Annotated in this window: 26 protein-coding genes and 1 tRNA gene; 6 read left to right on the top strand and 21 right to left on the bottom strand. The window is 66.5% G+C overall.

The genetic code is table 11. The features are described 5' to 3' along the window. Positions 1-22: 22 nt before the first annotated feature. The 5 genes from A6B37_RS16475 to A6B37_RS25985 form a co-directional block, all read right to left on the bottom strand. Complete coding sequence (locus A6B37_RS16475; protein WP_111826384.1) at positions 23-352, bottom strand: 4a-hydroxytetrahydrobiopterin dehydratase; 330 nt, start codon at positions 350-352, stop codon at positions 23-25. A gap of 82 nt (positions 353-434) precedes the next feature. Beyond that, complete coding sequence (locus A6B37_RS16470; RefSeq protein WP_102775463.1) at positions 435-1082, bottom strand: OmpA family protein; 648 nt, start codon at positions 1080-1082, stop codon at positions 435-437. 107 nt (positions 1083-1189) lie between these two features. Next, the gene (locus A6B37_RS16465; protein ID WP_111826383.1) at positions 1190-1837 is read right to left on the bottom strand and encodes an HAD family hydrolase; all 648 of its coding nucleotides are present in this window, start codon (positions 1835-1837) and stop codon (positions 1190-1192) included. A 103-nt stretch (positions 1838-1940) separates the two neighbouring features. Further along, complete coding sequence (locus tag A6B37_RS16460) at positions 1941-2234, bottom strand: antibiotic biosynthesis monooxygenase (protein WP_102775645.1); 294 nt, start codon at positions 2232-2234, stop codon at positions 1941-1943. A 119-nt stretch (positions 2235-2353) separates the two neighbouring features. After that, positions 2354-2674: a hypothetical protein gene (locus A6B37_RS25985; RefSeq protein WP_146748013.1), complete on the bottom strand. Its 321-nt coding sequence runs from the start codon at positions 2672-2674 to the stop codon at positions 2354-2356. Positions 2675-3040: 366 nt separating this feature from the next. On the opposite strand from A6B37_RS25985, the gene A6B37_RS16455 reads away from it, so the two are divergent. Beyond that, the gene (locus A6B37_RS16455) at positions 3041-3631 is read left to right on the top strand and encodes a hypothetical protein (protein ID WP_102775460.1); all 591 of its coding nucleotides are present in this window, start codon (positions 3041-3043) and stop codon (positions 3629-3631) included. Positions 3632-3877: 246 nt separating this feature from the next. Here the strand turns inward: A6B37_RS16455 and A6B37_RS16450 are convergent. Continuing rightward, positions 3878-3953 (bottom strand) — tRNA-Lys (locus A6B37_RS16450). 118 nt (positions 3954-4071) lie between these two features. Then, the gene (locus A6B37_RS16445; protein WP_111826678.1) at positions 4072-4818 is read right to left on the bottom strand and encodes an SDR family oxidoreductase; all 747 of its coding nucleotides are present in this window, start codon (positions 4816-4818) and stop codon (positions 4072-4074) included. A 116-nt stretch (positions 4819-4934) separates the two neighbouring features. Between A6B37_RS16445 and A6B37_RS16440 the strand changes: the two genes are divergently transcribed. Next, positions 4935-5546, top strand: a complete 612-nt coding sequence (locus A6B37_RS16440) for a TetR/AcrR family transcriptional regulator (protein WP_102775459.1) — start codon at positions 4935-4937, stop codon at positions 5544-5546. Between the two features lie 13 nt (positions 5547-5559). On the opposite strand, the gene A6B37_RS16435 is transcribed toward A6B37_RS16440, so the two are convergent. Beyond that, entirely contained in the window at positions 5560-7650 is a 2091-nt protein-coding gene (locus tag A6B37_RS16435) for an AsmA family protein (protein ID WP_111826382.1), read from the bottom strand. A 331-nt stretch (positions 7651-7981) separates the two neighbouring features. Between A6B37_RS16435 and A6B37_RS16430 the strand changes: the two genes are divergently transcribed. Then, positions 7982-9886, top strand: a complete 1905-nt coding sequence (locus A6B37_RS16430; protein WP_111826381.1) for an LTA synthase family protein — start codon at positions 7982-7984, stop codon at positions 9884-9886. A gap of 4 nt (positions 9887-9890) precedes the next feature. Here A6B37_RS16430 and A6B37_RS16425 read toward each other — a convergent pair whose 3' ends face one another. Next, positions 9891-10496, bottom strand: a complete 606-nt coding sequence (locus tag A6B37_RS16425; protein ID WP_111826380.1) for a DNA-3-methyladenine glycosylase I — start codon at positions 10494-10496, stop codon at positions 9891-9893. Between the two features lie 119 nt (positions 10497-10615). Here A6B37_RS16425 and A6B37_RS16420 point away from each other — a divergent pair, with 119 nt between their 5' ends. Then, on the top strand, positions 10616-11077 hold the full coding sequence (locus A6B37_RS16420) for a YkgJ family cysteine cluster protein (protein ID WP_102775455.1): 462 nt from the start codon (positions 10616-10618) through the stop codon (positions 11075-11077). Positions 11078-11087: 10 nt separating this feature from the next. Here the strand turns inward: A6B37_RS16420 and A6B37_RS16415 are convergent, their stop codons facing one another. Further along, positions 11088-11867: an AraC family transcriptional regulator gene (locus A6B37_RS16415; RefSeq protein WP_102775454.1), complete on the bottom strand. Its 780-nt coding sequence runs from the start codon at positions 11865-11867 to the stop codon at positions 11088-11090. Positions 11868-11966: 99 nt separating this feature from the next. Here A6B37_RS16415 and A6B37_RS16410 point away from each other — a divergent pair, with 99 nt between their 5' ends. Both A6B37_RS16410 and A6B37_RS16405 read left to right on the top strand, forming a co-directional pair. Next, positions 11967-12407 carry a transcriptional repressor gene (locus A6B37_RS16410; protein WP_102775453.1) on the top strand — a complete coding sequence of 147 codons (441 nt, stop codon included), beginning with the start codon at positions 11967-11969 and terminating at the stop codon, positions 12405-12407. Beyond that, entirely contained in the window at positions 12404-12823 is a 420-nt protein-coding gene (locus A6B37_RS16405; protein ID WP_102775452.1) for a hypothetical protein, read from the top strand. Before A6B37_RS16410 ends, A6B37_RS16405 begins: the two co-directional genes overlap by 4 nt. Before the next feature lie 12 nt (positions 12824-12835). Here the strand turns inward: A6B37_RS16405 and A6B37_RS16400 are convergent, their stop codons facing one another. From A6B37_RS16400 to A6B37_RS16350, 11 genes are all read right to left on the bottom strand, one after another. Further along, a complete protein-coding gene (locus tag A6B37_RS16400; RefSeq protein ID WP_102775451.1) occupies positions 12836-13810 on the bottom strand; it encodes a tripartite tricarboxylate transporter substrate binding protein in 975 nt (324 codons plus the stop codon). A gap of 170 nt (positions 13811-13980) precedes the next feature. Continuing rightward, the gene (locus A6B37_RS16395) at positions 13981-14454 is read right to left on the bottom strand and encodes an RES domain-containing protein (protein ID WP_146196947.1); all 474 of its coding nucleotides are present in this window, start codon (positions 14452-14454) and stop codon (positions 13981-13983) included. After that, positions 14451-14666: an MbcA/ParS/Xre antitoxin family protein gene (locus tag A6B37_RS26095; protein ID WP_168202231.1), complete on the bottom strand. Its 216-nt coding sequence runs from the start codon at positions 14664-14666 to the stop codon at positions 14451-14453. Before A6B37_RS26095 ends, A6B37_RS16395 begins: the two co-directional genes overlap by 4 nt. A 175-nt stretch (positions 14667-14841) precedes the next feature. Beyond that, positions 14842-15861: a peptidylprolyl isomerase gene (locus A6B37_RS16385; protein WP_246842522.1), complete on the bottom strand. Its 1020-nt coding sequence runs from the start codon at positions 15859-15861 to the stop codon at positions 14842-14844. 55 nt (positions 15862-15916) lie between these two features. Next, positions 15917-16432 carry a YbjN domain-containing protein gene (locus tag A6B37_RS16380; RefSeq protein WP_102775447.1) on the bottom strand — a complete coding sequence of 172 codons (516 nt, stop codon included), beginning with the start codon at positions 16430-16432 and terminating at the stop codon, positions 15917-15919. 33 nt (positions 16433-16465) lie between these two features. After that, positions 16466-17170, bottom strand: coding sequence for a DNA repair protein (locus tag A6B37_RS16375; protein ID WP_168202229.1), 705 nt, complete (start codon positions 17168-17170; stop codon positions 16466-16468). A 14-nt stretch (positions 17171-17184) separates the two neighbouring features. Next, positions 17185-18918, bottom strand: coding sequence for a putative porin (locus A6B37_RS16370; protein WP_102775446.1), 1734 nt, complete (start codon positions 18916-18918; stop codon positions 17185-17187). Positions 18919-18960: 42 nt separating this feature from the next. Further along, the gene (locus A6B37_RS16365; RefSeq protein ID WP_102775445.1) at positions 18961-19686 is read right to left on the bottom strand and encodes an energy transducer TonB; all 726 of its coding nucleotides are present in this window, start codon (positions 19684-19686) and stop codon (positions 18961-18963) included. Positions 19687-19696: 10 nt separating this feature from the next. Beyond that, positions 19697-20116, bottom strand: coding sequence for a biopolymer transporter ExbD (locus tag A6B37_RS16360; protein ID WP_102775444.1), 420 nt, complete (start codon positions 20114-20116; stop codon positions 19697-19699). An 11-nt stretch (positions 20117-20127) separates the two neighbouring features. Next, positions 20128-21999, bottom strand: a complete 1872-nt coding sequence (locus A6B37_RS16355) for a MotA/TolQ/ExbB proton channel family protein (protein WP_111826378.1) — start codon at positions 21997-21999, stop codon at positions 20128-20130. A 36-nt stretch (positions 22000-22035) separates the two neighbouring features. Continuing rightward, complete coding sequence (locus tag A6B37_RS16350; RefSeq protein WP_246842502.1) at positions 22036-23757, bottom strand: ShlB/FhaC/HecB family hemolysin secretion/activation protein; 1722 nt, start codon at positions 23755-23757, stop codon at positions 22036-22038. Positions 23758-23892: the final 135 nt, after the last annotated feature.

Raw genomic sequence — 23892 nt, 5'->3', positions numbered from 1 at the left:
CCGACGGCGGGTTTTTTTTCGCTCAGGCCCCGTGCGCCTTCGGCGCGGTCGCGCCCAGTTGCGCGGCGGCCTCGTCCATGAACTGCGCCATGCGCACGTCCAGCTCGGTCACCCCGCCGGCATCGTGGGTGGTCAGGATCACGTCCACCCGGTTATAGACGTTGGTCCATTCGGGATGATGGTTCAGCTTCTCCGCGAACATCGCCACGCGCGCCATGAAGCCGAACGCGGCGTTGAAACTGGCGAAGCGAAAGCGCTTCTCGATGGCGTCTCGCATCGCCACCGCCTGCCAGCCGGACAGCGCGGCGACCGCGGTATCGGTGCCTATACGGGCGGGAGGAAACATGCTCATGACGGACTCCTGAAAAAACAAAGGGCGGCCCCGCGCAACGCGCCGGCCGCCCGGAACACAGGAACAGGGGCCTAGGCCCGCATTACTGCTTCACTGCGTAAAGGTAGATTTCGACGCGCCGGTTCAGCGCGCGGCCTTCGGCGGTCGCATTGTCGCCGATCGGATCGTTGGGCCCGCGCCCTTCCACCGACAGCCGGCTGGCGGCCACGCCCTGCTTGCTCAGGTAGTCCGTCACGCTCTTGGCCCGGTTGACCGACAGGGTCTGGTTGTGAGCCAGCGAACCGGTGCTGTCGGTATGGCCGACCACCTTCGCCCGCAGTTCGGCATGCTGGTTGAGCGAGCGCGCCACGCTGTCCAGCACGGGCAGCAGGGCGGGCTTGAGCTGCGTCTTGTCGGTATCGAACGACACGCCGCTGGGAATATTGACCTTCAGGCTGCCGTCGGGCATTTCCACCACGTCGATCCCGAGCGAGGACGCGCCCGAATTCTGCACGTCTTCCTTGACGACCTTCCAGTTATAGCCGACCAGCCCGCCCGCCACCGCGCCGATGCCGGCGCCGATGGCCGCACCCTTGCCGTGCCCGATCAGCGCGCCTATGCCCGCGCCGATCGCCGCCCCGGCGCCCGTGCCCACGGCCGTATTGGTCTGCTGTTGCGTGGCGCATCCCGCCAGCAAGGCCCCAGATGCCGCAACAATTGCGATACGGTTGAATATTGTTCTTGAACGCATGGCAACCTCCACTTAGCCCATCGGTATGCCGGATCATTCCGGCCTGCCCATGCTAGCAAGCGCCACTGCGACAACAGGCAACATTTTGTATTGCCCGGCAGGACCGGTCACCCGGCGCTGAAACCGGCCAGCCACGGCAGCGCCGCCTCCAGCCGCGGCGACTCCAGCTCGGGCCGCGCCGCCCCTTCGGGCAAGGCCAGCCCCGCCCGGTTGTGCCAGTACGTGCGCAGCCCCACCTGGCGCGTGCCGAACATGTCGTAGCCCGAACCGGCGATGAAGGCCGCCTGGGCCGGCTCGGCCTGCAGACGCGACAGCACCAGCGCATAAGGGCGCGGGTCAGGCTTGTAATAGCCGGCCTCCTCCGAGGTCACCACCACGTCCCAATCCACGCCCAGCAAGGCGGCGGCGCGCCGCCCCAGCCGGTTCGAGCAGTTGGTCACCACGCCCAGCCGGCAATGCGGACGCAACGCCGCCAACAACTCGCGCGCGCCGTCCCAGACCGGCAGGCCGTCCCATTGCGCCTCCAGCGCCGCCGCGGCCGAGGCCGGCAGGCCCACGGCGGCCGCAGCCTCCTCCACCAGCTGCTCATAGGGCCGATAGGCGCCGCAGCCATAAGTGATGCGCAGATATTCCGCGCGCCAGGCCCGGCCGGCGGATTCCGAGCCCGCGGCCCGGTTCCAGACCGTCCACGAATCGAGCAAGGCGGTCAGCAGGTCGAACAGCACCACACGGGGATAGGCGGATGGATGGGACATGCGGCGCGCTCTCCATAAAAGACAGAGGCCCACTATAAATATCGCCGCGCGCTCCATGGTGAACCGCGGGTTTAGCCACGATTAAGCCGCAGCTTAATGCGGCTCAGACGCCCCGCACGATTTCGTAAAACTGCGGGTCGGGCTCGCCGTCGAAAATGCTTCGCCCCAGCATGCGCAGTTCCGCCTGCGTCGGACTGTGATGCATGTCCATGAACGTCTTCTTGCTCGCATGCTCGATCAACCCGACGTACTGCCCCGCGCTGACCGGCTCCAGCAGCGTGCGCCGCACAAACCCCGGAAAGCTCGACAGCCGCCGGTTGGACTCGTCGAACCACGCAAGAAAGGCCTCCTCCTTGCCTTTCTTGATTTCCGGAAAGTAGATCAAATTGACGAACACGATGCCTCCCGATGTGCCGCGCGGACCGTTGCAACCCATGGTATCGACATGGACAGCCCGGAATCCTTGACTCCCATCAAGCGCGCGGAATGCCGGGCCATGGGAAAACCCGGATAGGTTCACGGCGCGTCGCAGCCCGCCTCCAGCCATTGCCGCTCGAAGGCATGGCGGTTGTCCTGCAAGCCCTGCCTGGCCAACTCCCGCTGGGAGCGCGACATGGAACCCGGCGGCACCACCCGGTTGGCTTCATTGCCAGGATTGTTGCGCGCCTGCTCGATCTTGCGCTGCAAGGCCTTGCAATGCTTCCGCGCCCCCTCATCCTGCGCCTGAAAGATAGAACCCGTGTCCCGCGACGACGGGGCAGGCGTCGGCTGCGCATGCGCAAACGGCAAGAACGCCAGCAGCGCCAACGCGCCGGAGAAGTGATGAAGAAAACTCATAAAACCAACCAATGGACCCCGAGGACCGCGAAGCACCATGCACCGCCTGCAGGTGCCGCCGACCAGGCGACGAGGAGAGAATGGGAAGCCGTTACCCTCTTTCAGTATCGATGTTTCGGCATTGATCTCTATCAATTCTGGCAGACCGGGACTTATTGCTTGCTGGCCGGATTCCCCGTACGCCAAAACCCGCTGCGCCCCGCCACCTGTCGGCGACAGGGTCGAATTTGGCACATTTTCGGGATCGGGAGGACGGGCGGCGATGGATGCGAGAGAAATAGGACGCAGTCGGTCTCTACTACATGCCAGCCGCTGATCTACGCTTCGCAAGACGCTTGGTATCCGGGTTCATTGGGTGGCTCCAACATGAGGTGGATTCAGTATCTGCAGCAGGGTTTCATAGAAGTAGAGAGCCAACGCTACGATCTCATGCACATGCATGGCCCCGTCTTGGAGCTTGCCATCGCAGCAACGCCGCGCTATCGGGCCTTGCTGTTGCGTATCCAAGTGGAATTCACCTCGCATTGCGTATCGTTCGGGCCTAAAGCAGGCCAGGCCCTCGATTTCGACGTCCTCGGCCAGGACCGCCGAATTCTCGACCATCGAAACGTAGCTCGCGCCTTTTGCTTCGATCGCTACCGCTGGTCGCTGTCCCTGCCCGACCTGATCCGCACCATCGAGCGCCACGACTGCAACTTCACCGGCCAGGGAAACTGGCTGGTTATCCGGGCCATCGACGATCAGGGCCGGGAGGTGGACTATGAGATTTACTTCCGCCTGCGCCGCCTGGGCGAGCACACACTGCGCATGGTGGTCGAAAGCGCCTACGTTCGCGCACCCGGTTCACCTGGTCCGGGCATTCCCCATGCACGCAAAGGCCGGATACGGTTTCAGGTGATGGCCGCCAAGATCGCCCGCGGAGAGCCGCTGCGCGACCCGGGCCGCAATCGGCGTTGATTCGCAAGCCAGAAAAGGTGAGGCCCCGTAGAACGGGGCCTCATGTGTCGCGGGCGCTCTTTGAAATACCAGCACGGCTGGATCCTGTTGCCAGGAGGCAGATAGACGCCTTCTCAGGCCCCGGTTCATCTATCTGTGAACAAATTACCCATTTCTGGGTAAGAAATCAACCCTGGCGGTGCCGAAGAACACGCGCCGGAAATGAGATCGGGCACCCCAACTGGGGTGCCCGATCTCGAATCTTGGTGGTGGGCTGTGAGTGGCTCGAACACTCGACCTACGGATTAAGAGTCCGCTGCTCTACCAACTGAGCTAACAGCCCTTGCAATCCACACAACCCCGAAGCTTGTTCAGCGATGCGTGCAGTGCGAAGAAGAAAGATTATATGCAGCTTTTTTGGTTTGTGCAAGTCAGCTGCAAAAAATCTGGCGAATCGCGCGTCAGGCAGCGTAGCCGCCGTCGACCGCCAGGCTGGCGCCGGTGACGTAGCGGCCGTCGGGGCCGGCCAGGAAGGAGACCATGCCGGCGATGTCGCGGGTTTCGCCGTAGTGCGGCAGGGACAGGGTGGCGACCAGGGCGTCGGCGCGTTCGCCGTTGGCGGGATTCATGTCGGTGTCGATCGGGCCGGGGTGCACGACGTTGGCAGTGATGCCGCGCGCGCCCAGGTCGCGGGCCAGGCCCTGGGTCAGGCCGACCAGCGCGGCCTTGCTGGCGGCGTACAGCGCCACGCCGGGGCGGCCGGCGCGCTCCACCAGGCAGCTGCCGATGTTGATGATGCGGCCGTTGTCGGGCATGGACGCCTGGGCCGCCTGGATCGCGACGAACGGCGCGCGGACGTTGATGTCCATGGTGCGCTCGTAGTCGTCCAGGCTGGCTTCGCCGATGACGCCCGCCAGGAAGACGCCGGCGTTGTTGACCAGCACGTCGATCGGGCCGAGTTCGGCGATGGCGCGTTCGACGGCCTGCTTGACGGCGGCGGCGTCGGCGGCATCGGCCTGGATGGCGCGCACGCGGCGGCCGTCGGCGGACAGTTCCTGGGCCAGCGCCTGCGCGGCGGCGGCCGAGGAGGCGCTGACGTAGGTGAAGGCCACGTCGGCGCCGTCGGCGGCGAGGCGGCGCACGATGGCGGCGCCGATTCCGCGGCTGCCGCCGGTGACGAAGGCGATTTTTCCAGTGAGCTTGTGCATGACGGGATCCATATTTGTAGTGATCGGTACAAATATATTCGCCGAACGGATGACCGGGCGTCAATGATTTTTTTATCGACCGACACAAAATTCACGCCGCGGGTAAAATCCCGGCCATGGCAGAACGTGGGCGTCCTCGTAACTTCGACCGGGCCCAGGCCTTGCGCAAGGCCATGGATGTGTTCTGGTCGAAGGGATATGAAGCGGCATCGCTGACCGATCTGACGGAAGCGATGGGCATCAACTCGCCCAGTCTTTATGGCGCTTTCGGCTCGAAGGAAAGCCTGTTCCGCGAAGCGGTGGAGCTGTACCGCGAGACCGAGGGCGGCGCGGGCCGGCGCGCGCTGCAGGACGCGCCGACGGCGCGCGCAGCCATCGAGGCCATGCTGCTGGCTTCGGCCGAGCGCTTCACCGCGCCGGGCCATCCGCACGGATGCATGATCGTGCTGGGCGCGCCCGCGGGCTGCGTGAACCACGCCAGCGTGGGCGATTTCCTGAGCGACAGCCGCCGCGAGATGCAAGGCCGCATCCTGGCGCGCCTGCAGGCCGGCGCCGCCGCGGGCGAACTGCCGCCCGACGCGGATCTGAAGGCCCTGGCCGCGTTCTACACCACGGTGCTGCACGGCATGTCGATCCAGGCGCGCGACGGCGCGAGCCGCAAGACCTTGCAGGCGGTGGCGCGTCAGGCCATGTGCGCCTGGGACGCGCTGACCGCAACGCCCGCCTGAGTCCCCTTCTCCGTCATTTCTTGCCCGGCGCCGGCGCCTTGGGCGGCTTGCGCATCTGTTCCAGCAGCGGGCCGCAGGCGTTTTCTTCGTTGGCGCTGGGCGCGATCAGGGCCAGCAGGCCGGCCGCCGGCGTCAGCAGCACCCCCAGGGCCACCATGCCGGCGCCGCGCGCGGCCAGCGGCAGCGCGTGCACGCCCACGTCCGGCGAACCGAAGGTGCCCTTGACATACAGCGGCGAACGCAGCGAGAAGATGCGAAACCCCTTGCTGTCCGGCGTGACGTCCATGTTCAGCGTTTCGTTCTTGAAGTCGGCCGTGCCGGTGATGCTGATCAAGGCGTTTTCGGTGTCGAACACGAACACGCGCGGGGTCATGACACCGTTCTTCATGGCCAGGTCGGCGGCGCCGCAATTGATCTTCACTTCGTCGTCGCCGAACAGCTTGGAGACGACGTAGTTGGCCACGTTCAGCCCGGCGATCTCCATCAGGCTGCGGCTGATGACGCCGTCGTTGACCAGCATCTTGACGTCGCCGGTGGCCGAGCCCAGCAGCGCGGCGACCGAGTTGCCGGTGCCGCTCACCGCCATGTCGCCGTTCAGTTCGCCCAATGTCTTCTGCATGGCGGGCGTGGCGGGAAAGAGCTGCTTGAGCCGCAGGCGGCGCGCATGCAGTTCCACGCGGCCGGTCAGCGGCGCGCCGGCGCCGTCGAGGCGGACCGTGGAATTGATGCTGCCGCCGGCCATGCCGAAGCGCAGCGGGTCCAGCGTGAGCTTGCCGTCCTGCAGGATCACGTGGACGCTGAGGTCGGACAGCGGCAGCTTGCTGTCGTGCACGATGCGGCCGGCCTCCAGCGCCACGTCGGCGTCCATGTCGCGCCAGCGGTCGGTGCGAAAAGCCTGGGTGGGCAGGACCTTGCCGCCCTTGGGCTTGGCCGGCGCGTCCTTGGATTTGTCGGTTTCGGCGCCGGCGACCTTGCCCGAAGGCACGCCGATCAGCGGCCCCAGGTCGACCATGCGCAATTGCCTGGACGACAGCTTGCCGGTCAGCTTGGGCCGCGGCGCGCCCAGGGCGAAAGCGATGTCGCCGTGCAGGTCGCTGTTGCCGACCTTGCCGTTGAAGCCCTTGTAGTCGAACACTGCGCCGCCCGGGTTGCGCAGCTTGGCGACCAGGTGGCCGTCGGTCGAGTACGGCGGCGTGTCGGGCAGGGTGACGCCGGTAAGCGGGTACAGCTGGGCCATGGAGGCGCCCGACAGCTTGAGCCGCAGGTCCAGCGCGCCCAGGTTGGCGGGGTCGGTCAGGGTGCCGGCCACGGCCGCGCGGGTGCCGCCTATGGTCACGTCGGCCTGCACCGGGAAGGGCTGCTTGTCGTCCTGCAGCGCCAGCATGCCGCCGACCTTGCCTTCGCCCTTGGTGGCCAGGCCCTTGTACTTGCCGGCCACCTTCCAGCCGAATACGTAGTCGCGCGGCGCGGCCTTGGCGTCCGCTTCCTGCTTGTCCGGCTCGCCGGCGAAAGCCGCGCCGGCCACGTCGGCGAACGGCACGGGCTTGCCCAGGGGGTCCACCTGCACGGTCAGGTCGGCCTTGAGGATTTCGTCGACCAGGCCGACGCGGCCCTTGTCGAAACCGATTTCGTTGATGTCCAGCACCCAGGGCGAGGGTTCGCCGGTCTCGGGCAGGGTGAATTCCCAGTTGGCGCGGCCGTCGGCCAGCCGTTCCAGGTCGGCGGCGGGCTCGGTCAGCTGGATGCGGCGGATGACCACGCGCTGGCGCAGCAGCGGCAGCGGCGCCAGGCTGAATTCGCCGCGCTTGAGGGTGGCGAACTGCGGCGCCTTGGCCCAGGGCGCATTGCCCACCGAGATGTCGTTGGCGATGATGCGCGGCCACGGCACCCAGGCCCGCCAGCCGCCTTCGTCGGGCTGGCGCTCCCACTTGACGGCGAGATCGCCGTTGATGGCGAAGGGGCGTCCGATCGCGGCGCTGACCCGTTCGTTGATCATGGGCCGGGCGCGGTTCCAGTCGAAAGTGGCGATCCCTACCGCGAGTATCGCCACGAGGAGCCCCGCTGCCCCTACAATCCCGATCGCTATTTTTCTTGAGCGCGTCATGGTCTTGATCCTTGCCGTTGCGGCCGGCCTACCGCTGCCGGCTTACGCTGCCCTTTAAGGGTAGCGCGCCCGGCAGCGCCCTTCGGGCCTACCGGCCCCATAATGTATGCGGATCTTTCCATGGCGAAACGCCCCCGCGGCGACGCAAGTCGCGTCTCGTCCGGCGTTTGCGCAGCAGGAAGCGTGCCCGCGGGCGAAGCGGGCGGTTACAAAATGAAGTCATGCCGCATACCCGCGGCGGGTGAATTTTTGGCGTCGGCATGGTTCAAATGTCCCACCCCTGGCGCCGTCCGGCCCCGCACGCCGTTTGGCTGATTAACCTGGAGGCCCGATGCGGCATTCGACCTTGATTTTCGTGGCGGCGGCGTTCGCGCTGCTGACGCTCAGCCGCCTGGCGCTGGCCGCGTGGCAGTACCGGCGCGTGCGCAACGCCCGGGGCCTGCTGCCGCTGCTGCTGGGCGGGCTGCGCATCGACGCGCACCAGATCGCGGTGCTGGCGGCGCTGCCGGCGGTGCTGTCGCCGCTGCTGGGTCATATACCGCTGGCCGCCACGCTGGCCGGGTACTGGTATCTGGTCGCGTTCGTGCTGCTGGCCTTCCTGGAGGTGGCCACGCCGCCCTTCATCCTGGAATACGATTCGCGCCCCAACCGCCTGTTCGTCGAATACCTGAAGCACCCGCGCGAGGTCTCCGGCATGCTGTGGCGCGGCTACAAGACGGCGCTGCTGGGCGGGCTGGCCGCGCTGGCGCTGATCGGCTGGGCCGCTTACGGATTGTTCGGCCACGCCCGGCCGGACGCGCCGCTGACCTGGTGGCAGATGCCGCTGGCCAGCCTGGCGATCCTGGCGCTGGTGATCCTGGCCATCCGCGGCACCCTGGGCCACCGCCCGATCAACCCGTCCTCGGTGGCCTATTGCTCGGACGGCATGCTCAATACGCTGGCGCTGAATTCGCTCTACAACGTCTTCTATGCCGTCTACAGCATGAAGAACGAGAAGTCGGCCTCGGCCGTCTACGGCAACATGGACGACGACGAGATGCACCGGCTGGTGCTGGCGCAGGCCGGCCTGCCCCATCCTCCGGCCAACGCCGACTATCCCAGCCTGCACCGCCAGCCCGCCAGCCGGCAGACCGCGCGCCCGCTCAACCTGGTGATCATCCTGGAGGAAAGCCTGGGCGCGCAGTACAGCGCCGCGCTGGGCGGGGCCAACCTGACGCCGGAGCTGGACGCGCTGGCGCGCGAGGCCTGGGCCTTCACCCGGGCCTACGCCACCGGCACGCGCTCGGTGCGCGGGCTGGAAGCGGTGACGACCGGCTTCCTGCCCACGCCGGCGCAGGCCGTGCTGAAGCTGCCGCGCTCGCAGCGCGGCTTCTTCTCGCTGGCCGACCTGCTGGGACGCCACGGCTACCATTCGCGCTTCATCTATGGCGGCGAATCGCACTTCGACAACATGAAGGGCTTTTTCCTGGGCAACGGCTTCCGGGAGATCGTGGACCGCGCCGACTTCGTCGAACCCGCGTTCGTGGGCACCTGGGGCGCCTCGGACGAGGACATGTTCAACCAGCTGGACCGGCTGCTGCGCGCCGACGCGGACCGGCCCACCTTCACGCTGGCCTTCAGCGTATCCAACCATTCGCCCTGGGAGTACCCGGCCGGACGCATCCAGACCGACGGCAACCCCGCCACGGTGGAAAACACGGTGCGTTATGCGGACTGGGCGCTGGGCCGCTTCTTCGAACGCGCCAAGGCCGCGCCCTACTGGGAAAACACCGTGTTCCTGATCGCCGCCGACCACGATTCGCGGGTCTTCGGCGCCAGCCTGGTGCCGGTGCGGCACTTTCACATCCCGGCCGTGATCCTGGGCGCCGGCATCGAAGCGCGCCGCGACGACCGCCTGATCAGCCAGGTCGACCTGCCGCCGACCCTGCTGTCGCTGATCGGCGTGGACACCGAACATCCGATGATCGGCCACGACCTGACCCGCAGTTCTCCCGGCCGGGCCATCATGCAGTACGACAACACCTATGGCTACCTGAAGGAAGACGAGCTGCTGGTGATGGCGCCCAACAAGACGCCGGTGCAGTACCGCTACACCGCGCCCGAAGACTACGCGCCCGTGGCGCTGGACCCCGCCCTGGCCCGCGAGGCGCTGGCGCATGCGCTGTGGCCGAGCTGGGCTTACCGGGAAGGCCGCTATTGCCTGCCCGGCGCCGTCGTACCCGGACCGGCCCCCTGAGCCGCTAGGCCGGCCGCTTGAACGCCTTGCGCGCCCGTTCGCTGGCCGCGTGGCAATGGCAGCCGGGGCTGTGGTCGTTCACCATGCCCACGGACTGCATGAACGCATAGACCGTGGTGGGCCCCACGAACTTCCAGCCCAGCTTCTTCAAGGCCTTGGACAGCGCGTCCGATTGCGCCGAGGTGGATGCGCCATAGGTGGACGGCGCGCCGGGCGGGGCTTCGAAACGCCACAGGTAGGCGCCCAGCGAGCCTTCGCGCTCGATCATTTCCAGCGCCCGGGCGGCGTTGTTGATGACGGCTTCGATCTTGCCGCGATGGCGCACGATGCCGGGATCGGCCAGCAGCGCCTGCACTTCCCTTTCGCCGAAGCGCGCCACCCTGGCCGGATCGAAACCGGCGAAACCGCGGCGGAACGCCTCGCGCTTGGCCAGGATGGTGCGCCAGCTCAGCCCGGACTGGAAACCCTCCAGGCAGAGCTGTTCGAACAGCGCGCGGTCGTCGGCTTCGGGGCGGCCCCATTCGGTGTCGTGGTAGGCCATGTATTCGGCCGAGGTGTCGACCCAGCCGCAACGGGCCAGGCCGTCGGGGAATTCGGTTTTGGCGTTCAATTCGGACTCCTGCGTTCGGCCTCAGATGCTACCGCAGCGGGCGCGAAAAAACCGTGGCGGGCGGGGCGCCTCTCCAGCTAATATTTGCACCCCGCCCGGGTTTTCGCCCCACTCGCGCCATGTCCCTGCTCGACTCCTCCCTCATCACCTTCGTCTCCCCCGCCGTCCTGGCCGGCGACGACCCGGCCGCCAATCCGTGCCTGGACTGCGGCGCATGCTGCGCGCATTTCCGGGTTTCGTTCTATTGCGGCGAACTCGCCGGCGAGAGCGGCGGCCAGGTCCCTGTCGAGCTGGTGACCCAGATGAGCCCGCTGCGCGCCTGCATGAAAGGCACCGAAACCGGCGGCGGCCGCTGCATCGCGCTGCGCGGCGAACTGGGCCAGCCCGGCATCCATTGCGCCATCTACGAAAACCGCCCCACGCCGTGCCGGGAATTCGACATCTGGATGCCCGACGGCTCGCCCAATCCGGACTGCCAGCGGCTGCGGCTGGCGATCGGCCTGGCGCCGGTGCCGCCGCGCCCGGACGCCGAGAACGACCCGCAAGGGCCGATGCACCCCAACCAGCCGGCTGCGGCCTGAACGCCCGTCTTTACCCGCGCCCGGCCAGGTAGCGGGTGGGCGTGGCGCCGAACGCCGCGCGGAAGCTGCCGATGAACGCGCTGGTGCTTTCGTATCCCACCGCCAGTCCGGCCTCGGTGACCGAACCGCCGCGGCACAGCAATTCCAGCGCGCGCAGCAGGCGGGCCCGTTGCCGCCACTGCCCCAGCGTGACGCCGGTTTCATGGCGGAAGCGCCGCATCAGGGTGCGCGAAGACATATTGAGCCGCTGGGCCCATTCGTCGATACCGGCGGTGTCGTCCGGGGTGTCGAGCAGCGTATGGGCCAGTTCCTGCAGGCGCGGATCGGTCGGCATGGGCAGCGGCACGGGTTCGTGCTCGCGCTGCCTCAGTTCTTCCAGCAGCACGTCGAACAGCTGCGCCTGGTAGGCCGGCGGCACCGCTTGCGCGTCGGGCCCGGTGAAGCGGTCGATCAGGGCCTCGACCAGCCTGGACGACGGCCACGACCGGCAGACCGGCGGCAGGCGCCCGCAGGCGTCGCGCCGCACGTACAGGAACGATCCGCGCGCCTCGCCGAACCAGCGCGCGCCATGCTGCACGTCGGGCGGAATCCAGCCCAGGCTGCCCGGCATCACCGTCCAGACTTCGGCGCCGGCCTGCACCACCACCAGGCCGGCGTGCACCAGCACCAGCATGCCCTCTTCATGGACGTGCTCGGGCACGGCGATGCCTTTGGATTCGCGCGGGCCATGGACGTTGAACGGCGTCAGCAATACGTCCGGCAAGGAAGGAACGGTGGCGACGTGGAGCATGGTTGGCAGGTTTGAGCTACAGGTTGACGGTTTCCGGCGAGCGGGAGTTTTTGAAAATGTACATCATTCTCATCAACGACTCCCGACCGAGATATACCCATGGACCACACACCGTTGCGCCATGCCGGCATCAAAGCCACTTTCCCCCGGATGAAAATCCTGGACATTTTCCACCAGTACGCCGGCCTGCACCTGAGCGCGGCCGACGTCTACCGCTACCTGATTTCCGACCGCAGCAACATCGGCCTGGCCACGGTTTATCGCGTGATTACGCAACTTGAAGCCGTCGGCCTGCTCAAACGGACTCAGCTCGACACGCACACCACCGTGTACGAGCTCAACGACAAGGGGCATCACGACCACCTGGTCTGCACGCATTGCGGCCGCATCCTGGAGTCCAGCGACCCCGCCATGGCGCAGCTGGTCAGAAAGATCGCCAAGCGCAGCGGCTTCCTGCTGGATTCCTACAGCCTGGTGCTGTATGGCGCCTGCGGCTGCCGGCGCGACGCCCCCACCCCACTACATGGAGCCTTCGAATGAATCCAGAACAGTTTCGCTTCCACGACCTATCCCGCTTTCCCATCGTCACCTCGAAGCACGCCGGCGCGCCGGCCGGCTATTCGGCCGACTGGATACGCGAGATGGAATTGCTGGTGGACAATCCCCGCCCCTTCGTCATGGTGGTGCCCGACATGCAGCACGAAGCCGGCCAGGACGACCGCAAGGCCATGATCGAATGGCAGACCGTGAACATGCCGCGCCTGAAGGCCCGCTGCCGGGCGTTCATCGCGGTGGAAAGCAACGCCGAGATGCTGGGCAAGCTGCGCCAGCGCAGCGAGAAAATGACGCGCGCTTTCGGCCTGCCGTTCCTGGCGGTCGCGACCCGGGACCAGGCCACGCAGTGCGCGCGCGAACTGCTCGGCCAGAGCGGGCCGGGCGGCTTCATCGTGGACTGACCGCCCGCCGTCTCAATCGAGCGAGATGTTGTTGGCGCGGATGACCTTGCCCCAGCGCGCCGCTTCGGCGCGCGCCAGCGTCTTGAAGGCCTCGGGCGAGCCCAGCAGGGGTTCGAAGCCGAAGTCCGTGAAACGCTTGACCACCGCCGGAGAAGTCAGCGCCGCGTTCAAGGCCAGGTTCAGCCGCGCGACGACGTCCTGCGGCAGGCCCGCCGGGCCTAGCAGTCCCTGGAACGCGAAGACTTCGGCGTCCGGCACGCCCAGTTCCGCCAGCGTGGGCACGTTGGGCAGCAGCGGGGAACGCGCCTTGGAACCGATGGCCAGCGGCCTGACCTTGCCCGCCTTGATGATCGAGCCGCCCGACGCGAGGTCCAGGAACATCACCGGCACCCGGCCGCCCAGCAGGTCCTGGATGGCCGGGGCGGCGCCCCGGTAGGGCACGTGGGTCATGCGGGTGCCGGTCTGGCGCTGCAGCAGCTCCATGGCCAGGCGGTGCGACGATCCATGTCCGGGCGACGCGTAGTCCAGCTTGCCCGGGGCTTCTTTCGCGATGGCCAGGAAAGCCTTGAAGTCCTTTGCCGGAAACTCCGGGCTGGCCACCAGCACCAGCGGAAACTTGCCGATGGCGCCGATATAGGTGAAGTCGTTTTCCGGACTGAAAGACAGCTTCTTGAACAGGTGCTCGTTGAAGGCCAACACGCCGCTGCCCGTGGACATGATGGTGTAGCCGTCGGGCTTGGCGTGGGACACGTATTCCGCGGCAATATTGGTTGCGCCTCCGGGCCGGTTCTCCACGATGATCTGCTGGCCCAGCATGGGCCGCATGGCCTCGGCCAGCGTGCGCGCCAGGGTGTCTGAGCCGCCGCCGGCGGAGTACGGCACCACCCACTTGATGACCTGGTTGGGATAGGTGCCCTGTGCGCGGGCCAGCGGGGCGGCGGCCATGGCCGTGACCGCGAGCGCTTCAAGAAAGTGGCGTCGGTTCAAGTCTGTCTCCTTGGCTAGTGCGGCCAACATGCGCGGGAGACTCGACCTGGCCGGTCGTCCGTCGGCGCGCCGCGATACTGGCTCGCGCCCATTCTGCAGAAAATCCCATGCCAATAAGTCCTGTTGGCATAGGACAGGATTTCCCGCGATGGCCGACGGCGTTCCGAAGCCTACGAATAGCTCAACCAGTCGCTGCCGTCCGCGAGCACCGACTCGACGGCGCCCATCATCCCCAGGAAAGGATGCGCCTCTCCCTCCCTGGTCTTGCACAGGGACAAATCGGAATGCGCGCAGTTCAGCAGAAACTGCGGGGCGCCTGCCATGGTAGGCACGCGCAGCAGCAAGGGGCCTTGTTCCAGCCACTTGCGGCCGAAGGCGCGGGTGACGCCGAGGTCGTGCGGCCAGAAACGCGGCGGCTCGGGACTGGCGATGCAGCGCGCCGGGACCTGCACTTCGAGCAGGCGATAGCCGCGCGGAAGCTCGTCGGGACGTCGAACCTCGACCAGGGCCAGGCGCGCAAGCAACGCGGCGACGGGAGACGCATCCAGCACGATGACCGGCGCGCCGGCGTGGGTCCAACGGCTCGCCAGGGGCGCCGTGCCGATCAGCGCGTCGCGGTTGCTCAAGCGCCAAAGTGTCGTCATATCAAGCTGCCTTCGTCGATCATGATCAGCCAACGTTCGAGCAAATCCGCTTCTCTCGCGGTGCGTGCCGAGTCCAGCGGCGCGCGGCCTTGCAGACGGACCTTGGGCTGGTCCAGCCAGGCGCGGGCCGCGTCCCGATCGCCAAAGACCAACTCGGCCAGCCAGACGACGCGCAAGCCCCGGTACAGCGCGACGACATACTCGCGGCTCATCGCGGCGGGCCCGGGTTGGGGCAACAGCCGCGCCAGGCGTTCCGGCGTGAGGCTGTCCTGGAGGGCGTCGAGCAGCGCCGGCCCGATGGCGACGGACCTGGGCGAGCTGACATAGCCCAGCGACGCCCGGATGCGCTGGTTGAGCCGGACGCGCGCACCCTGCCCGGCATCGTCCTTATTGAACGGCCACCGGGGATGGAGGGGGGCTCGCCGCGCTGACTGCTGGATGAGATGCCGCCTCGAAAGCGGCGTTGACTTCCCCGCCATCGATACTGACTGTTCCGCCATTGATCAGACCCTCCAGGTAGGCGCGCGCGGCTTGCTGCTGGCGCTGGGTGCGCAACGCGGCGCGCAGTTGATCTTCCACTTGCGCCAGAGGTTGCGCCTGCGCTTCGCGGACGTCCACGACTTTGACGATGTGGATGCCGCCGGGCAGCTGGATCGGATCGCTGACCTCGCCCTCGGCCATTTTCTGCACGACTTCGCGCAGGCCCGGGATCAACTGCTGCAGCGCCATTTCGCCGCTGTCTCCGCCTTTTTCCGCGGTGGTCTTGTCTTGCGAGTACTCGCGCGCCAGGGCGGCGAAATCCGCTTTCTCGGCGCGGGCGCGCTTGACCAGATCGGCGGCCTGCTTGCTGGCGCGCGCCACGGCCTGCCCGTCGGTATACGGCGCGGCCAGGTAGATCTGACTGATGCGATAGCGCGCCGGCACGGTCAGACGCGCCTTGTTCTGATCGTAGGCGGCCTGCAGTTCCTGCCTGGAAGGGTAGTCCGCGGGCGGTTCGCTGACAGACTCCAGATAGGTTCGCAGCACGACCTGGTCGCGGGTCAGTTCCAGCGCGCGACGGATTTCCGGGCGGCTGGCCCACCCCTGGTTGCCCGCTTGCGCGATCAGGGCCTTTTCGGCCAGGCGCGCGCGCAGCCACTGGTCCAGCGAGGCCCGGTCCGCCTGCAGCTGCGTCCGTTGCTCGATGGTCAGGCCGCGCAGGACGTCCTCGATGTCGGCCCGCGAGATCGAGACCTCGCCCAGCGTGGCGACAGGCTTGTCCGCAGGCGTCGCGGTCTGCCTGGCCGCCCGCGTCCCGTCGGCGCTGGCCTGCGCGGGTGCGGCGGCTTTTTCCGACGTTTTGGCCTGGGCTTCGCTCTTGTCGCCGCAGGCGCCCAGCAAGACCACGCTCAAACCCGCTGCCGCCACCGCGCGCAAGATATTGCATTCGTTCATAAACGTTCTCGAAAAGGACTGATCACGATCACGCGACGGCTTCCTGCGCCGCGTGGCTGGCCGCTCCCCCCTCTTCCTGCGCCGCGGCCTCGGCCGCCTCCGGCTGCTGCCCGCCCTCCTGCCGAACATACTGGCGCAGGAACATCAAGAACTCCTGCAGCAGGCGGTCCCACAGTTCGATCATGGCGCGCAGGTGGTTCTGGCTGACGCCGCCGGCGACGACCACGTCCATTTCCAGCACCAGGAAGGAGCCGCCCTGCACCGTCAGGCACGCAAAACGCTTGCCCACGTTCCATGAGCCCACCAGGTCGTCGGGCAGTTCGCCCTGTACGTGCAGCGCACACCTGAACGTGTAGTCGACGAACTCGCCCTCCTTCGGCCCGGGATTACCGAAACGCACGGAAAATCCCGCCCCTTGGCTGGCGCTCAGCAACTGCACCGGGCCGTTCTGATCGGAACGGCTCACTCGCAGGCCGGCGTCTTGCAGCAGCTCGGTCAGGCTGTCGGCCGTGACGGTCTGAATGAGAGAAGTGCTGTCAGTCATTGTGTGTTGCTTCCATGTAAGAAAAATGAAAACTCAATCCGCGGGCCTGGATTCCGCGGCGGCCGGCGGCTGGCGCGCGTCTCTAATGAACTGCGCGTCGTACAGCTTGTCGCCATAGGCCTGGGCCTGCTCGTCGAACAGGACTCGCGCCTTGCCGGCAAAGGGCTGCCGGATCTTCAGCATGTCGCCCGTGCCGAACGACTCGTAGGCCGCCAGCAGTTCTTTGCCGGCGGCATACATATCGGCGTTCTTGCTTTCGCACATCGTCAGCAGGCCTTCGCTTGCTTTGAGCGCGGTTTCGAGGCTGTTGCGCCTGGCCTCGCTGGCGCGCGCCATGCCCAGCAATTCGTCGTAGGCGCCGCGCACCTGGGCGGCATGCGCCTGGCTGGCGGCGACCTGTTCCCGGGCAGCTTCGCGCACCTGGTCCAACTTGCCGGCTTCGGTCTGCGCCGCCTCCAGCTTTTGCTGCAGTTGCTTGCCTTGGCCGCGCAGTTGCTCGATCTCTTTTTGCGCGGCGTCGCGTTGCGCTTCGGCCGTGCTTTTGGCGGCGTTGAGCTGAGCGCGTTCGCTTTGCAGCTGTTGCAGTTGTTGCGTGACGCTGCGCAGCTCGGTGCGCAGGCGCTCTTCCATGCTTTGCGCCTGGGCCGTCACGGGCGCGCCCAGGACCGCCGCGAGCGCGAGCCCCAATGCCGCCAGGCGGCCCGGCGCCTGCATGCGGGTACGAACTGAAGTTCTCATGTTTGCCTTTCCCATCAGAAGCGCGCGTTGATTTCCGCTTGCACGATGTCGACCGCGTACGGCGCGCCGTAGACTTCCTTGGAACTGGTCCAGCGCACCAGGCCGTAGACGTTGTCGTCAAAGGCGTAACCGCCGCCCAGGAAGTAGCCGCGCGCATTGGTGCCGCCCAGATGGAACGTGGAATCGTTGTAGCCGTCCGGCATGGCGTCGGGTTGGATGTACTTGTAGCCCGCGAACACCATCCAGTCGCCTTTGTTGCGCAAGTCCAGGCCGCGGCCCAACGCCGCCTGCAGCATCCAGGCATTGGGGCCGCTTTCTATCGACGCGCCGTTCGCGCCCGCGCGATTGTTGACGATGTTTCCGACACCGCCGGCGCGGCTGCGCATCTCGCCTTCGTCGTAGGCCAGGTTGCGCACGTAGTTGCCGTGCAGACGCAGGCCCAGACCGTCGAAAGCCTCGGTATCCCAGATGAGGTTCATATCGAGCAGGTTGAACTTCGAGGCCAGGCCGACGTATTGGTATTGGTCGTTGGCGGCGTTGGTCGGGTCCCCGGGAATGGCGGGAATCAGGTTGCGCAGCAGGAAGGCGGTGTTGCCTTGCTGCATGAAGGCCGGGCGCGACCAATCGGTATCGCAGACCGCGTAGTCGGTGCGGCAAGGCGACGACCGCTGACCGGAGATATTGTCAAAGCGGTAATACGCCAGGGAGCCGGTCAGCGTGTTGCGTTTGTTGATTTCCCACTTGGCGCCGACCTGCGCGCCAAACAGCCACTTGTTCTCGGTCTCGCCTTCGCTCCAGCTGCTGTCGGACCACTTGCCGAAGGTCTGTTCCAGGGCAAATGCGCCCAGGGTGCCGAACATCGTGACCGGACGGTCGGCCAGGGCTTGCTTGAACACGGCCGAAACGCCGTCGAAGTTCAAGTCGTTCGAATACAGCATGTCGGTCGACAGGAAGGGGTTGGCGGCCCGACCTGCCGTCATGTTGACCCACTCCCTGGGGCGATATGCGATGTACATCTGGTCCAGCCACACGTCTTTTTTGCTCATGCCGCCGCCCAGCGTCTGGGTGGTGGACACGGGGCTGTCATCGCTGCCCGAAGCCAGGCGCACGCCGGCCAGCCATTGATCCGAGATCTGGGCCTTGACGCCGAGGCGCGCGCGGACGCGCAGCATATTGCGACGATCCTGGCGGGTGTTGGTGTACGGGAAATCCAGCGAGTAATCCTGGCCGTTGGCGGTGATGCGGATCGGGCCGTTGTTGTTCCACGCGTTGAAGTTGATGATGTTGTCGGCGTTGTACGAGTCGTACAGGCGCGACTCGTAGCGCGCCCGCACGTCGCCTTCGACCGTGATGCGGGAGACCCAGTCGGGAAAGGTATTGGGCTGGGCCCAGTTCTCGGCCTTGGCCTGGACCATGACCTCTTGCTTGACCTCGTCGCGGATGCTGGCGCGCACGGACTCGGGGATGTAGGGCACGCGCACGTCGCCCGGCTGGGCGATAGCGGCGCCCGCCGCGCCGATCTGGGCCGTCTGCGCCGTCTGGGTCTTTTGGGCCTGGGCGGCTTCGGCCTCGGCCTGCCTGACCAGGGCGTCGGCCTGCTCCTGCTTGAGCACGCCCTGCTCGACCAGCATGCGGATCAGGTTGATCGTGGCGTTGGAGGAGGTCTGCGCCTGCGCGGCGCCAGGGTTCGCGCCCATCACCATAGCGACGGCCAATGCAACGGCCAATCGTGTGGATTCAAATTTCATCTTCAAACTCCGAATCTAGGAATCACGTTCAGGACGATGCGGTCAGGATGGGCGGCGGCCCGACAAGGACGCGCGGATGGGCATGCTGACCGAGGCTGGCGGACGTTCGCCCACGGAGGGCACGGCGCGCAGCGCGGCTATCACTTTTTCGTCGATCTCGGCATCGCCGCTGGAACGGGTCAGCTCGACGCGCAGGATCTGCCCGGCCTGGTTCAGCCAGATGTCGACGTTCATGCGGAAAATCAGATTGCGAGTCCGATCGTCCTCGCGCAGGATCTTCTGCAGGGCGTAGGCCATGTACTGGCTGTAAGTGGCGTTGCCGGCGCGGCCGCCGCCAGAGCCCGACATGCCGCGCCCTTGGCCCGCGCCGATATTGAAGGCGTCGCTGCCCGCCTGCGAATCGGCGTCCATCTGCATGGGGTCGGCCAGATCGTCCGACGGCGAAGGCGGCGCGTTGTCCTCGGGCTTGGGCGCTTCTTCCATCGGCTCGGGCTCGGGCTGCGGTTCCGGCTCGACCACTTCTTCCGGCTTTGTCTCGGGCTCGGGCGGCGGCTGTTCGGGTTCCGGAGGCGGCGGCGGAGGCGGCGGCAGCGGAATGATCGCGGGCACCTGCGGCGCCTGTCGCTTCACGCCCGCCATATCGTTGGCCCATTGCCAGGCGAAATAGCCCAGCGCGGCCAGCACCGCCACGATCCCCACGCCCTTGGCGATGCGGACCGCCCGGCGCTTGCCCTTGCGTTCGGCTGGATCAGGAAAGTTCGACGACATGTTGCGCGCTCTAAGGGGTCGGCTTGCCGGTTACCAGGCCAACCTGGGAGAGTTCGAGACGGCGCAGCAGATCCAGTACCTCGACCACTTTCTGGTACTGCACGACGGCGTCGCCGCGCACGATGATCGGAAAGTCCGGATTCAGCGCCTTCTCGGTGCGCAGACGGTCTTCCAGCTCCTGCAGGGTCACCGGATAGGCGTCCAGGAACACCTGGCCGGCCTCGTTGATGGAAATGGCCTTGGTCTTGGGCTGGGCCAGCGACACCGTGCTGCTGGCCTTGGGCAGCTTGACCTGGATGCCGGAGATCTGGGCGGTGGCGGTCAGGATGAACATGACCAGCACCACCATAAGCACGTCGACCAGCGGCGTGATGTTGATGCCGTCGACGGGCGCGCCGTCATCGTCATCGCTCGTGGACACGGATGCCATGTCGAATCTCCTTAAGCAGCGCGAGCGATTTCGGCGACCTGGCTTTCGCCATGCACCTCGGCCAGGCGGGTCACGAACTCATCGACGAACACGCGCATGTCGGCGCCCACGTCCTTGTTGCGACCCTGCAGCCGGTTGTAGCCAAACAGCGCCGGGATCGCGACGAACAGCCCCATGGCGGTAGCCAGCAGCGCGGCCGCCATGCCCGGCGCGATGGCGTTGATGTTCACGTCGCCCGCCATGGCGGTGCCCAGGAACACCACCATGATCCCCAGCACCGTGCCCAGCAGGCCGATGTACGGGCCGCCGGCGATGGCGTTGGACAGCACTCCCATGCGGCGGCCCAGCGTCTGCGCTTCTCTGGTGCGAACGGCGTCCATGGAAGCGCGGATGGCTTCTATGGTGGCGCCGGAGATCGACGAGGTGTCGGCGCCCTGCGCACGGCGCACCCGCAGTTCGTTGACGGCGACTTCGTACAGACGCCACAGCGGAGCCTCGCCCAAGGCGCCCTTCAGCGCAGCGTCGTCCATCAGCATCTCAAGACGGTTGCCGACCTTGGAGAAAGCCTGGCGAAACCGGGCATTGCCTTCTTCCACGCGCGCAACCTTGCGGTTCTTGGAGATCATGACCACCCACGACTGGATCATCATGAAGACCAGCACGGCGATCACGATCCAGGCGTCCAGCGGGACGGCATTGAGCAGATAGCCCAGGCCGCCAAAGCCGAAGCCCGATTGCTCTTCGTCGGCGCCGTAGGCCACCAGGCGCGACTCGGCGCCCTGGGCCAACGCGTCGGCCCTGATGACCGCCGCCGGACGCGCGATCTTGGAGATGCGGATTTCGTCGATGGCCCCGATGAAAGGCGTGTAAACCACGGCAGGCGCTACAGGCGCGGCGGCTTGCGCGTCAGCGGCGGGAACAGCCGTCGCCGCATCGCCTTCGGCGGGCGCGGCAGCAGGAACCGCCGCCGCGGCCCCGGGCACGTTGCCGCCGATCGCGGCGACCGTGTTCAGCGCGGGCAGGCTGACGCCCAGGGTGGCGGCGGGCTGCCCGTTGACGTACAGCACGACCTGCCTGCCATCGGCGGTCACGGCCAGGTGTTGCCAGGCGGCCGGCGACAGCGGTTGGCCGGGTTGCGAGCGCTGGCCGCTGACCTCGACAAAGGGCACGCCATTGTCCAAGCCGATCAGCAGCGAATTGCCGCCATCGCGACGGGCATAGACGAGCTGCGTGCCGGCGGGCTGATCGGCGCGCACCCAGGCGCTGAACGTGAAGGCGCCGGCGGAAGGCAGCGCCATCGAGGGACTGGCGGGCAGCATCAGCGGCGCGCCGCCGGAGAACTGCGCGGCGCGACCGATCACGCCGTCCACCAGGCCGTTCGGTGCGGTCTGCGCGTGGTTGCTGTAGGCGGTGGCATCGCGCGGCGGCGCGTCGGGCGCGCCGTTGAAGTGGTACACCAGCGTGTAGTTGGGGTCGAAAGCCAACTGGCCGTTGGAAGTCGCCGGCGCCTGCTGGTTGCCGTAGTACATCCAGATATCCTGGCGCTGCGCGCCCACGACCTCCGGAATGTCGACCCAGACCAGCGCCATGCCCAAGAGCGGATCGAAGCTTTCGATCTGATGGTTCAGCACGGTCTTGTCGTCGCTGGCGACAAAGCGCAGGTCCGAGCCGTTTTCATTGACGCCGTCAAAGGCGAAGTTGCCGGTGTGCAGGCGCACCAGCAGCGGCACGCGGCCCACGTTGTCATTGATGGCGCCGGCCTGCGCCGTCGTATCCACCGAGATCTGCTTGCGAAAGTTCCAATCCGCCTGCCACCAAGCCTTGGCGGTCAGCGGGAACGCGCTGACGACCAGGGTCAGCATCAGAAAGAGTAAGCGTTGCATGGTAGTCGTGCTCCGGAAGGCCTTCATCCGTATGGGTTAATAGGTGGCGCGCAGATTGAAGTTGAGGCGCGAATCGTTTTTCTTGGTGACGTCGCCGTCGCGCAGGGCATAGCCCCAGCTAAGGCCGCCGTACAGCCAGTCGAAAACCTGTATGCGGGTACCCAGGCCGACGCTGGCCAGGCCAAAGGAATGCTGTTGCTCGGGCAGCGGATCGCGCAGGCGCAGGAATGCCCAATCGGCGAAAGCGAAGAAGCGCCATTCATTCACGAGCGGGCCGGTCCAGCGCGACAGCGATGGCGTGCGCAATTCAAGCGACGCCATCAGGCCTTCATCGGCCGCGCGTTCCGCGGCCAGGTAGCCCCGCACGCTGGTCGCGCCGCCAGCCGAGAACTGCTCGTTGGACACCAGCGCGCCCGACGCCAGCTGGAAGCCGCCGCGCGCAAACAGCTGCCAATCGCGGCCAAAGTTCTGGGTGTGGGTCAGATCGCCGCGCAACAGCGCGAAGCTGGGGCTGGCCATGTAGCGCTTGTAGTCGAAGTCTTCTTCGCTGCTGCCCACGCCGAACATGCTGCGCGAGGCCGCGACCAGGCTCATGCTGACCGAGCTCTGCGCAATCTCCGTATAGCGATAGCCGTCGTACGACAGCGTGAACGGCAGATACTTGAGCGGCACGCGATCGCGATCATCGCCGAAACGGATCTGCTCGTCGAAATCCTTGTAGTCCAGGCCGAAGGAGAAACTGTTGTACCAATTGCCCAACGGCTCCATGCTGTAGGTCGCCATCGCGCCAAACGAGTGGCCGCGGCCCAGCACATTGGTGCCCCCGATGGTGGCCACGTCGCTGTCGGACTTGTAGCCCGCGAATTGCAGGCTCCAGCGGTCGGACAGGGGCATGGAGTACGAGCCCGACCACACCCGGGCGTTGGACGGCTCCTGGGGCGCGGTGAAAAAGGTCAGCGAGAATGCATGACCGCGCTGCCACAGGTTGTCATGGCCGAGCGTGAACATGGCGCGCAGCTTCTCGGTGTCGGCGCTGTAATCGTTGTTCAGGCCGGCGCTGGCGCTCCAGGGGCTTTTATCTTCGACCTTGAGGTCGACGTCCATGGTGCCGGGGAACTTGCCCTCCCGCACCAGCGGCATGACTTGGCGGCTGGACGTACGGTTGAGCGCCGTCAGCTCGACCTGCGCCTTATTGAAGTTGGGCACCTCGCCTTCCTGCAGCGCCGGCACCTCTTCGCGGATCTCCAGCGGCGAATAGTGCTGCGCGCCCACCACGCGCAAACGCCCCACCTTGGTCTCGGTCACCTGCAGAATCACGACCCCGCCCGTCACCTGCTGCTCGGGCAGGTCGACGTACACGGATTGATAACCTTTCTGGTGATAGCTGTCTTGCAAAGCATTACGGGCCGACTCGATGTCGGACATCGTGCGTTCAGGCCCGAGGAATGGGTAGACGGCTTTTTCGATATCGGTCGCGTTGAGCACCGAGTTGCCGCGCACGATGTATTCGCTGATGTTGACGCGGCGCTCGTCCGTTTGCCGGGAAGGCGGCGCGGCAGCCTCGTCTGCGCCATCCTGGGCGTGGGCGCCGGACTGCATGCCCAGCGCCAGCAATGCCGCGCCCAAGACCTTGAACCACACGCCCTGTCCTGCGTTTTTCAACTGATGCATGGAACCGCACTCAATACCGGTTGGTTTTAGGAATGGAGACAGCCGTGGCTCGGGCAGATACGCCAGAAAACCGGCTGTCATGCTCATTTACACATTCCTAGACGAACGGCGATCGTGCGGAGTGCTCGATGTCACAAAAACTTCATGCAGAAATCCGCGGAAGCGGGGCGCGCGCCTCAGCCGCGGCGCGTCCCCTGCCGCCGCGGCCTGACTCGCCACCCC

Origin of the sequence: Achromobacter sp. HZ01, from assembly GCF_003267925.1 — a bacterium.
Taxonomy (GTDB): domain Bacteria; phylum Pseudomonadota; class Gammaproteobacteria; order Burkholderiales; family Burkholderiaceae_B; genus Achromobacter; species Achromobacter pulmonis_A.
The sequence above is the reverse complement of the archived record's forward strand: the minus strand, read 5'-3'. Positions and strand labels throughout refer to the sequence as shown.

What these genes read in the sequence shown, in the direction of transcription:
- A6B37_RS16475 (WP_111826384.1), bottom strand. Translation starts at nt 352, where the DNA reads ATGAGCATGTTTCCTCCCGCCCGTATAGGCACCGATACCGCGGTCGCC.
- A6B37_RS16470 (WP_102775463.1), bottom strand. Translation starts at nt 1,082, where the DNA reads ATGCGTTCAAGAACAATATTCAACCGTATCGCAATTGTTGCGGCATCT.
- A6B37_RS16465 (WP_111826383.1), bottom strand. Translation starts at nt 1,837, where the DNA reads ATGTCCCATCCATCCGCCTATCCCCGTGTGGTGCTGTTCGACCTGCTG.
- A6B37_RS25985 (WP_146748013.1), bottom strand. Translation starts at nt 2,674, where the DNA reads ATGAGTTTTCTTCATCACTTCTCCGGCGCGTTGGCGCTGCTGGCGTTC.
- A6B37_RS16455 (WP_102775460.1), top strand. Translation starts at nt 3,041, where the DNA reads ATGAGGTGGATTCAGTATCTGCAGCAGGGTTTCATAGAAGTAGAGAGC.
- A6B37_RS16445 (WP_111826678.1), bottom strand. Translation starts at nt 4,818, where the DNA reads ATGCACAAGCTCACTGGAAAAATCGCCTTCGTCACCGGCGGCAGCCGC.
- A6B37_RS16440 (WP_102775459.1), top strand. Translation starts at nt 4,935, where the DNA reads ATGGCAGAACGTGGGCGTCCTCGTAACTTCGACCGGGCCCAGGCCTTG.
- A6B37_RS16435 (WP_111826382.1), bottom strand. Translation starts at nt 7,650, where the DNA reads ATGACGCGCTCAAGAAAAATAGCGATCGGGATTGTAGGGGCAGCGGGG.
- A6B37_RS16430 (WP_111826381.1), top strand. Translation starts at nt 7,982, where the DNA reads ATGCGGCATTCGACCTTGATTTTCGTGGCGGCGGCGTTCGCGCTGCTG.
- A6B37_RS16420 (WP_102775455.1), top strand. Translation starts at nt 10,616, where the DNA reads ATGTCCCTGCTCGACTCCTCCCTCATCACCTTCGTCTCCCCCGCCGTC.
- A6B37_RS16415 (WP_102775454.1), bottom strand. Translation starts at nt 11,867, where the DNA reads ATGCTCCACGTCGCCACCGTTCCTTCCTTGCCGGACGTATTGCTGACG.
- A6B37_RS16410 (WP_102775453.1), top strand. Translation starts at nt 11,967, where the DNA reads ATGGACCACACACCGTTGCGCCATGCCGGCATCAAAGCCACTTTCCCC.
- A6B37_RS16405 (WP_102775452.1), top strand. Translation starts at nt 12,404, where the DNA reads ATGAATCCAGAACAGTTTCGCTTCCACGACCTATCCCGCTTTCCCATC.
- A6B37_RS16395 (WP_146196947.1), bottom strand. Translation starts at nt 14,454, where the DNA reads ATGACGACACTTTGGCGCTTGAGCAACCGCGACGCGCTGATCGGCACG.
- A6B37_RS26095 (WP_168202231.1), bottom strand. Translation starts at nt 14,666, where the DNA reads ATGAGCCGCGAGTATGTCGTCGCGCTGTACCGGGGCTTGCGCGTCGTC.
- A6B37_RS16380 (WP_102775447.1), bottom strand. Translation starts at nt 16,432, where the DNA reads ATGACTGACAGCACTTCTCTCATTCAGACCGTCACGGCCGACAGCCTG.
- A6B37_RS16375 (WP_168202229.1), bottom strand. Translation starts at nt 17,170, where the DNA reads ATGAGAACTTCAGTTCGTACCCGCATGCAGGCGCCGGGCCGCCTGGCG.
- A6B37_RS16370 (WP_102775446.1), bottom strand. Translation starts at nt 18,918, where the DNA reads ATGAAATTTGAATCCACACGATTGGCCGTTGCATTGGCCGTCGCTATG.
- A6B37_RS16365 (WP_102775445.1), bottom strand. Translation starts at nt 19,686, where the DNA reads ATGTCGTCGAACTTTCCTGATCCAGCCGAACGCAAGGGCAAGCGCCGG.
- A6B37_RS16360 (WP_102775444.1), bottom strand. Translation starts at nt 20,116, where the DNA reads ATGGCATCCGTGTCCACGAGCGATGACGATGACGGCGCGCCCGTCGAC.
- A6B37_RS16355 (WP_111826378.1), bottom strand. Translation starts at nt 21,999, where the DNA reads ATGCAACGCTTACTCTTTCTGATGCTGACCCTGGTCGTCAGCGCGTTC.
- A6B37_RS16350 (WP_246842502.1), bottom strand. Translation starts at nt 23,757, where the DNA reads ATGAGCATGACAGCCGGTTTTCTGGCGTATCTGCCCGAGCCACGGCTG.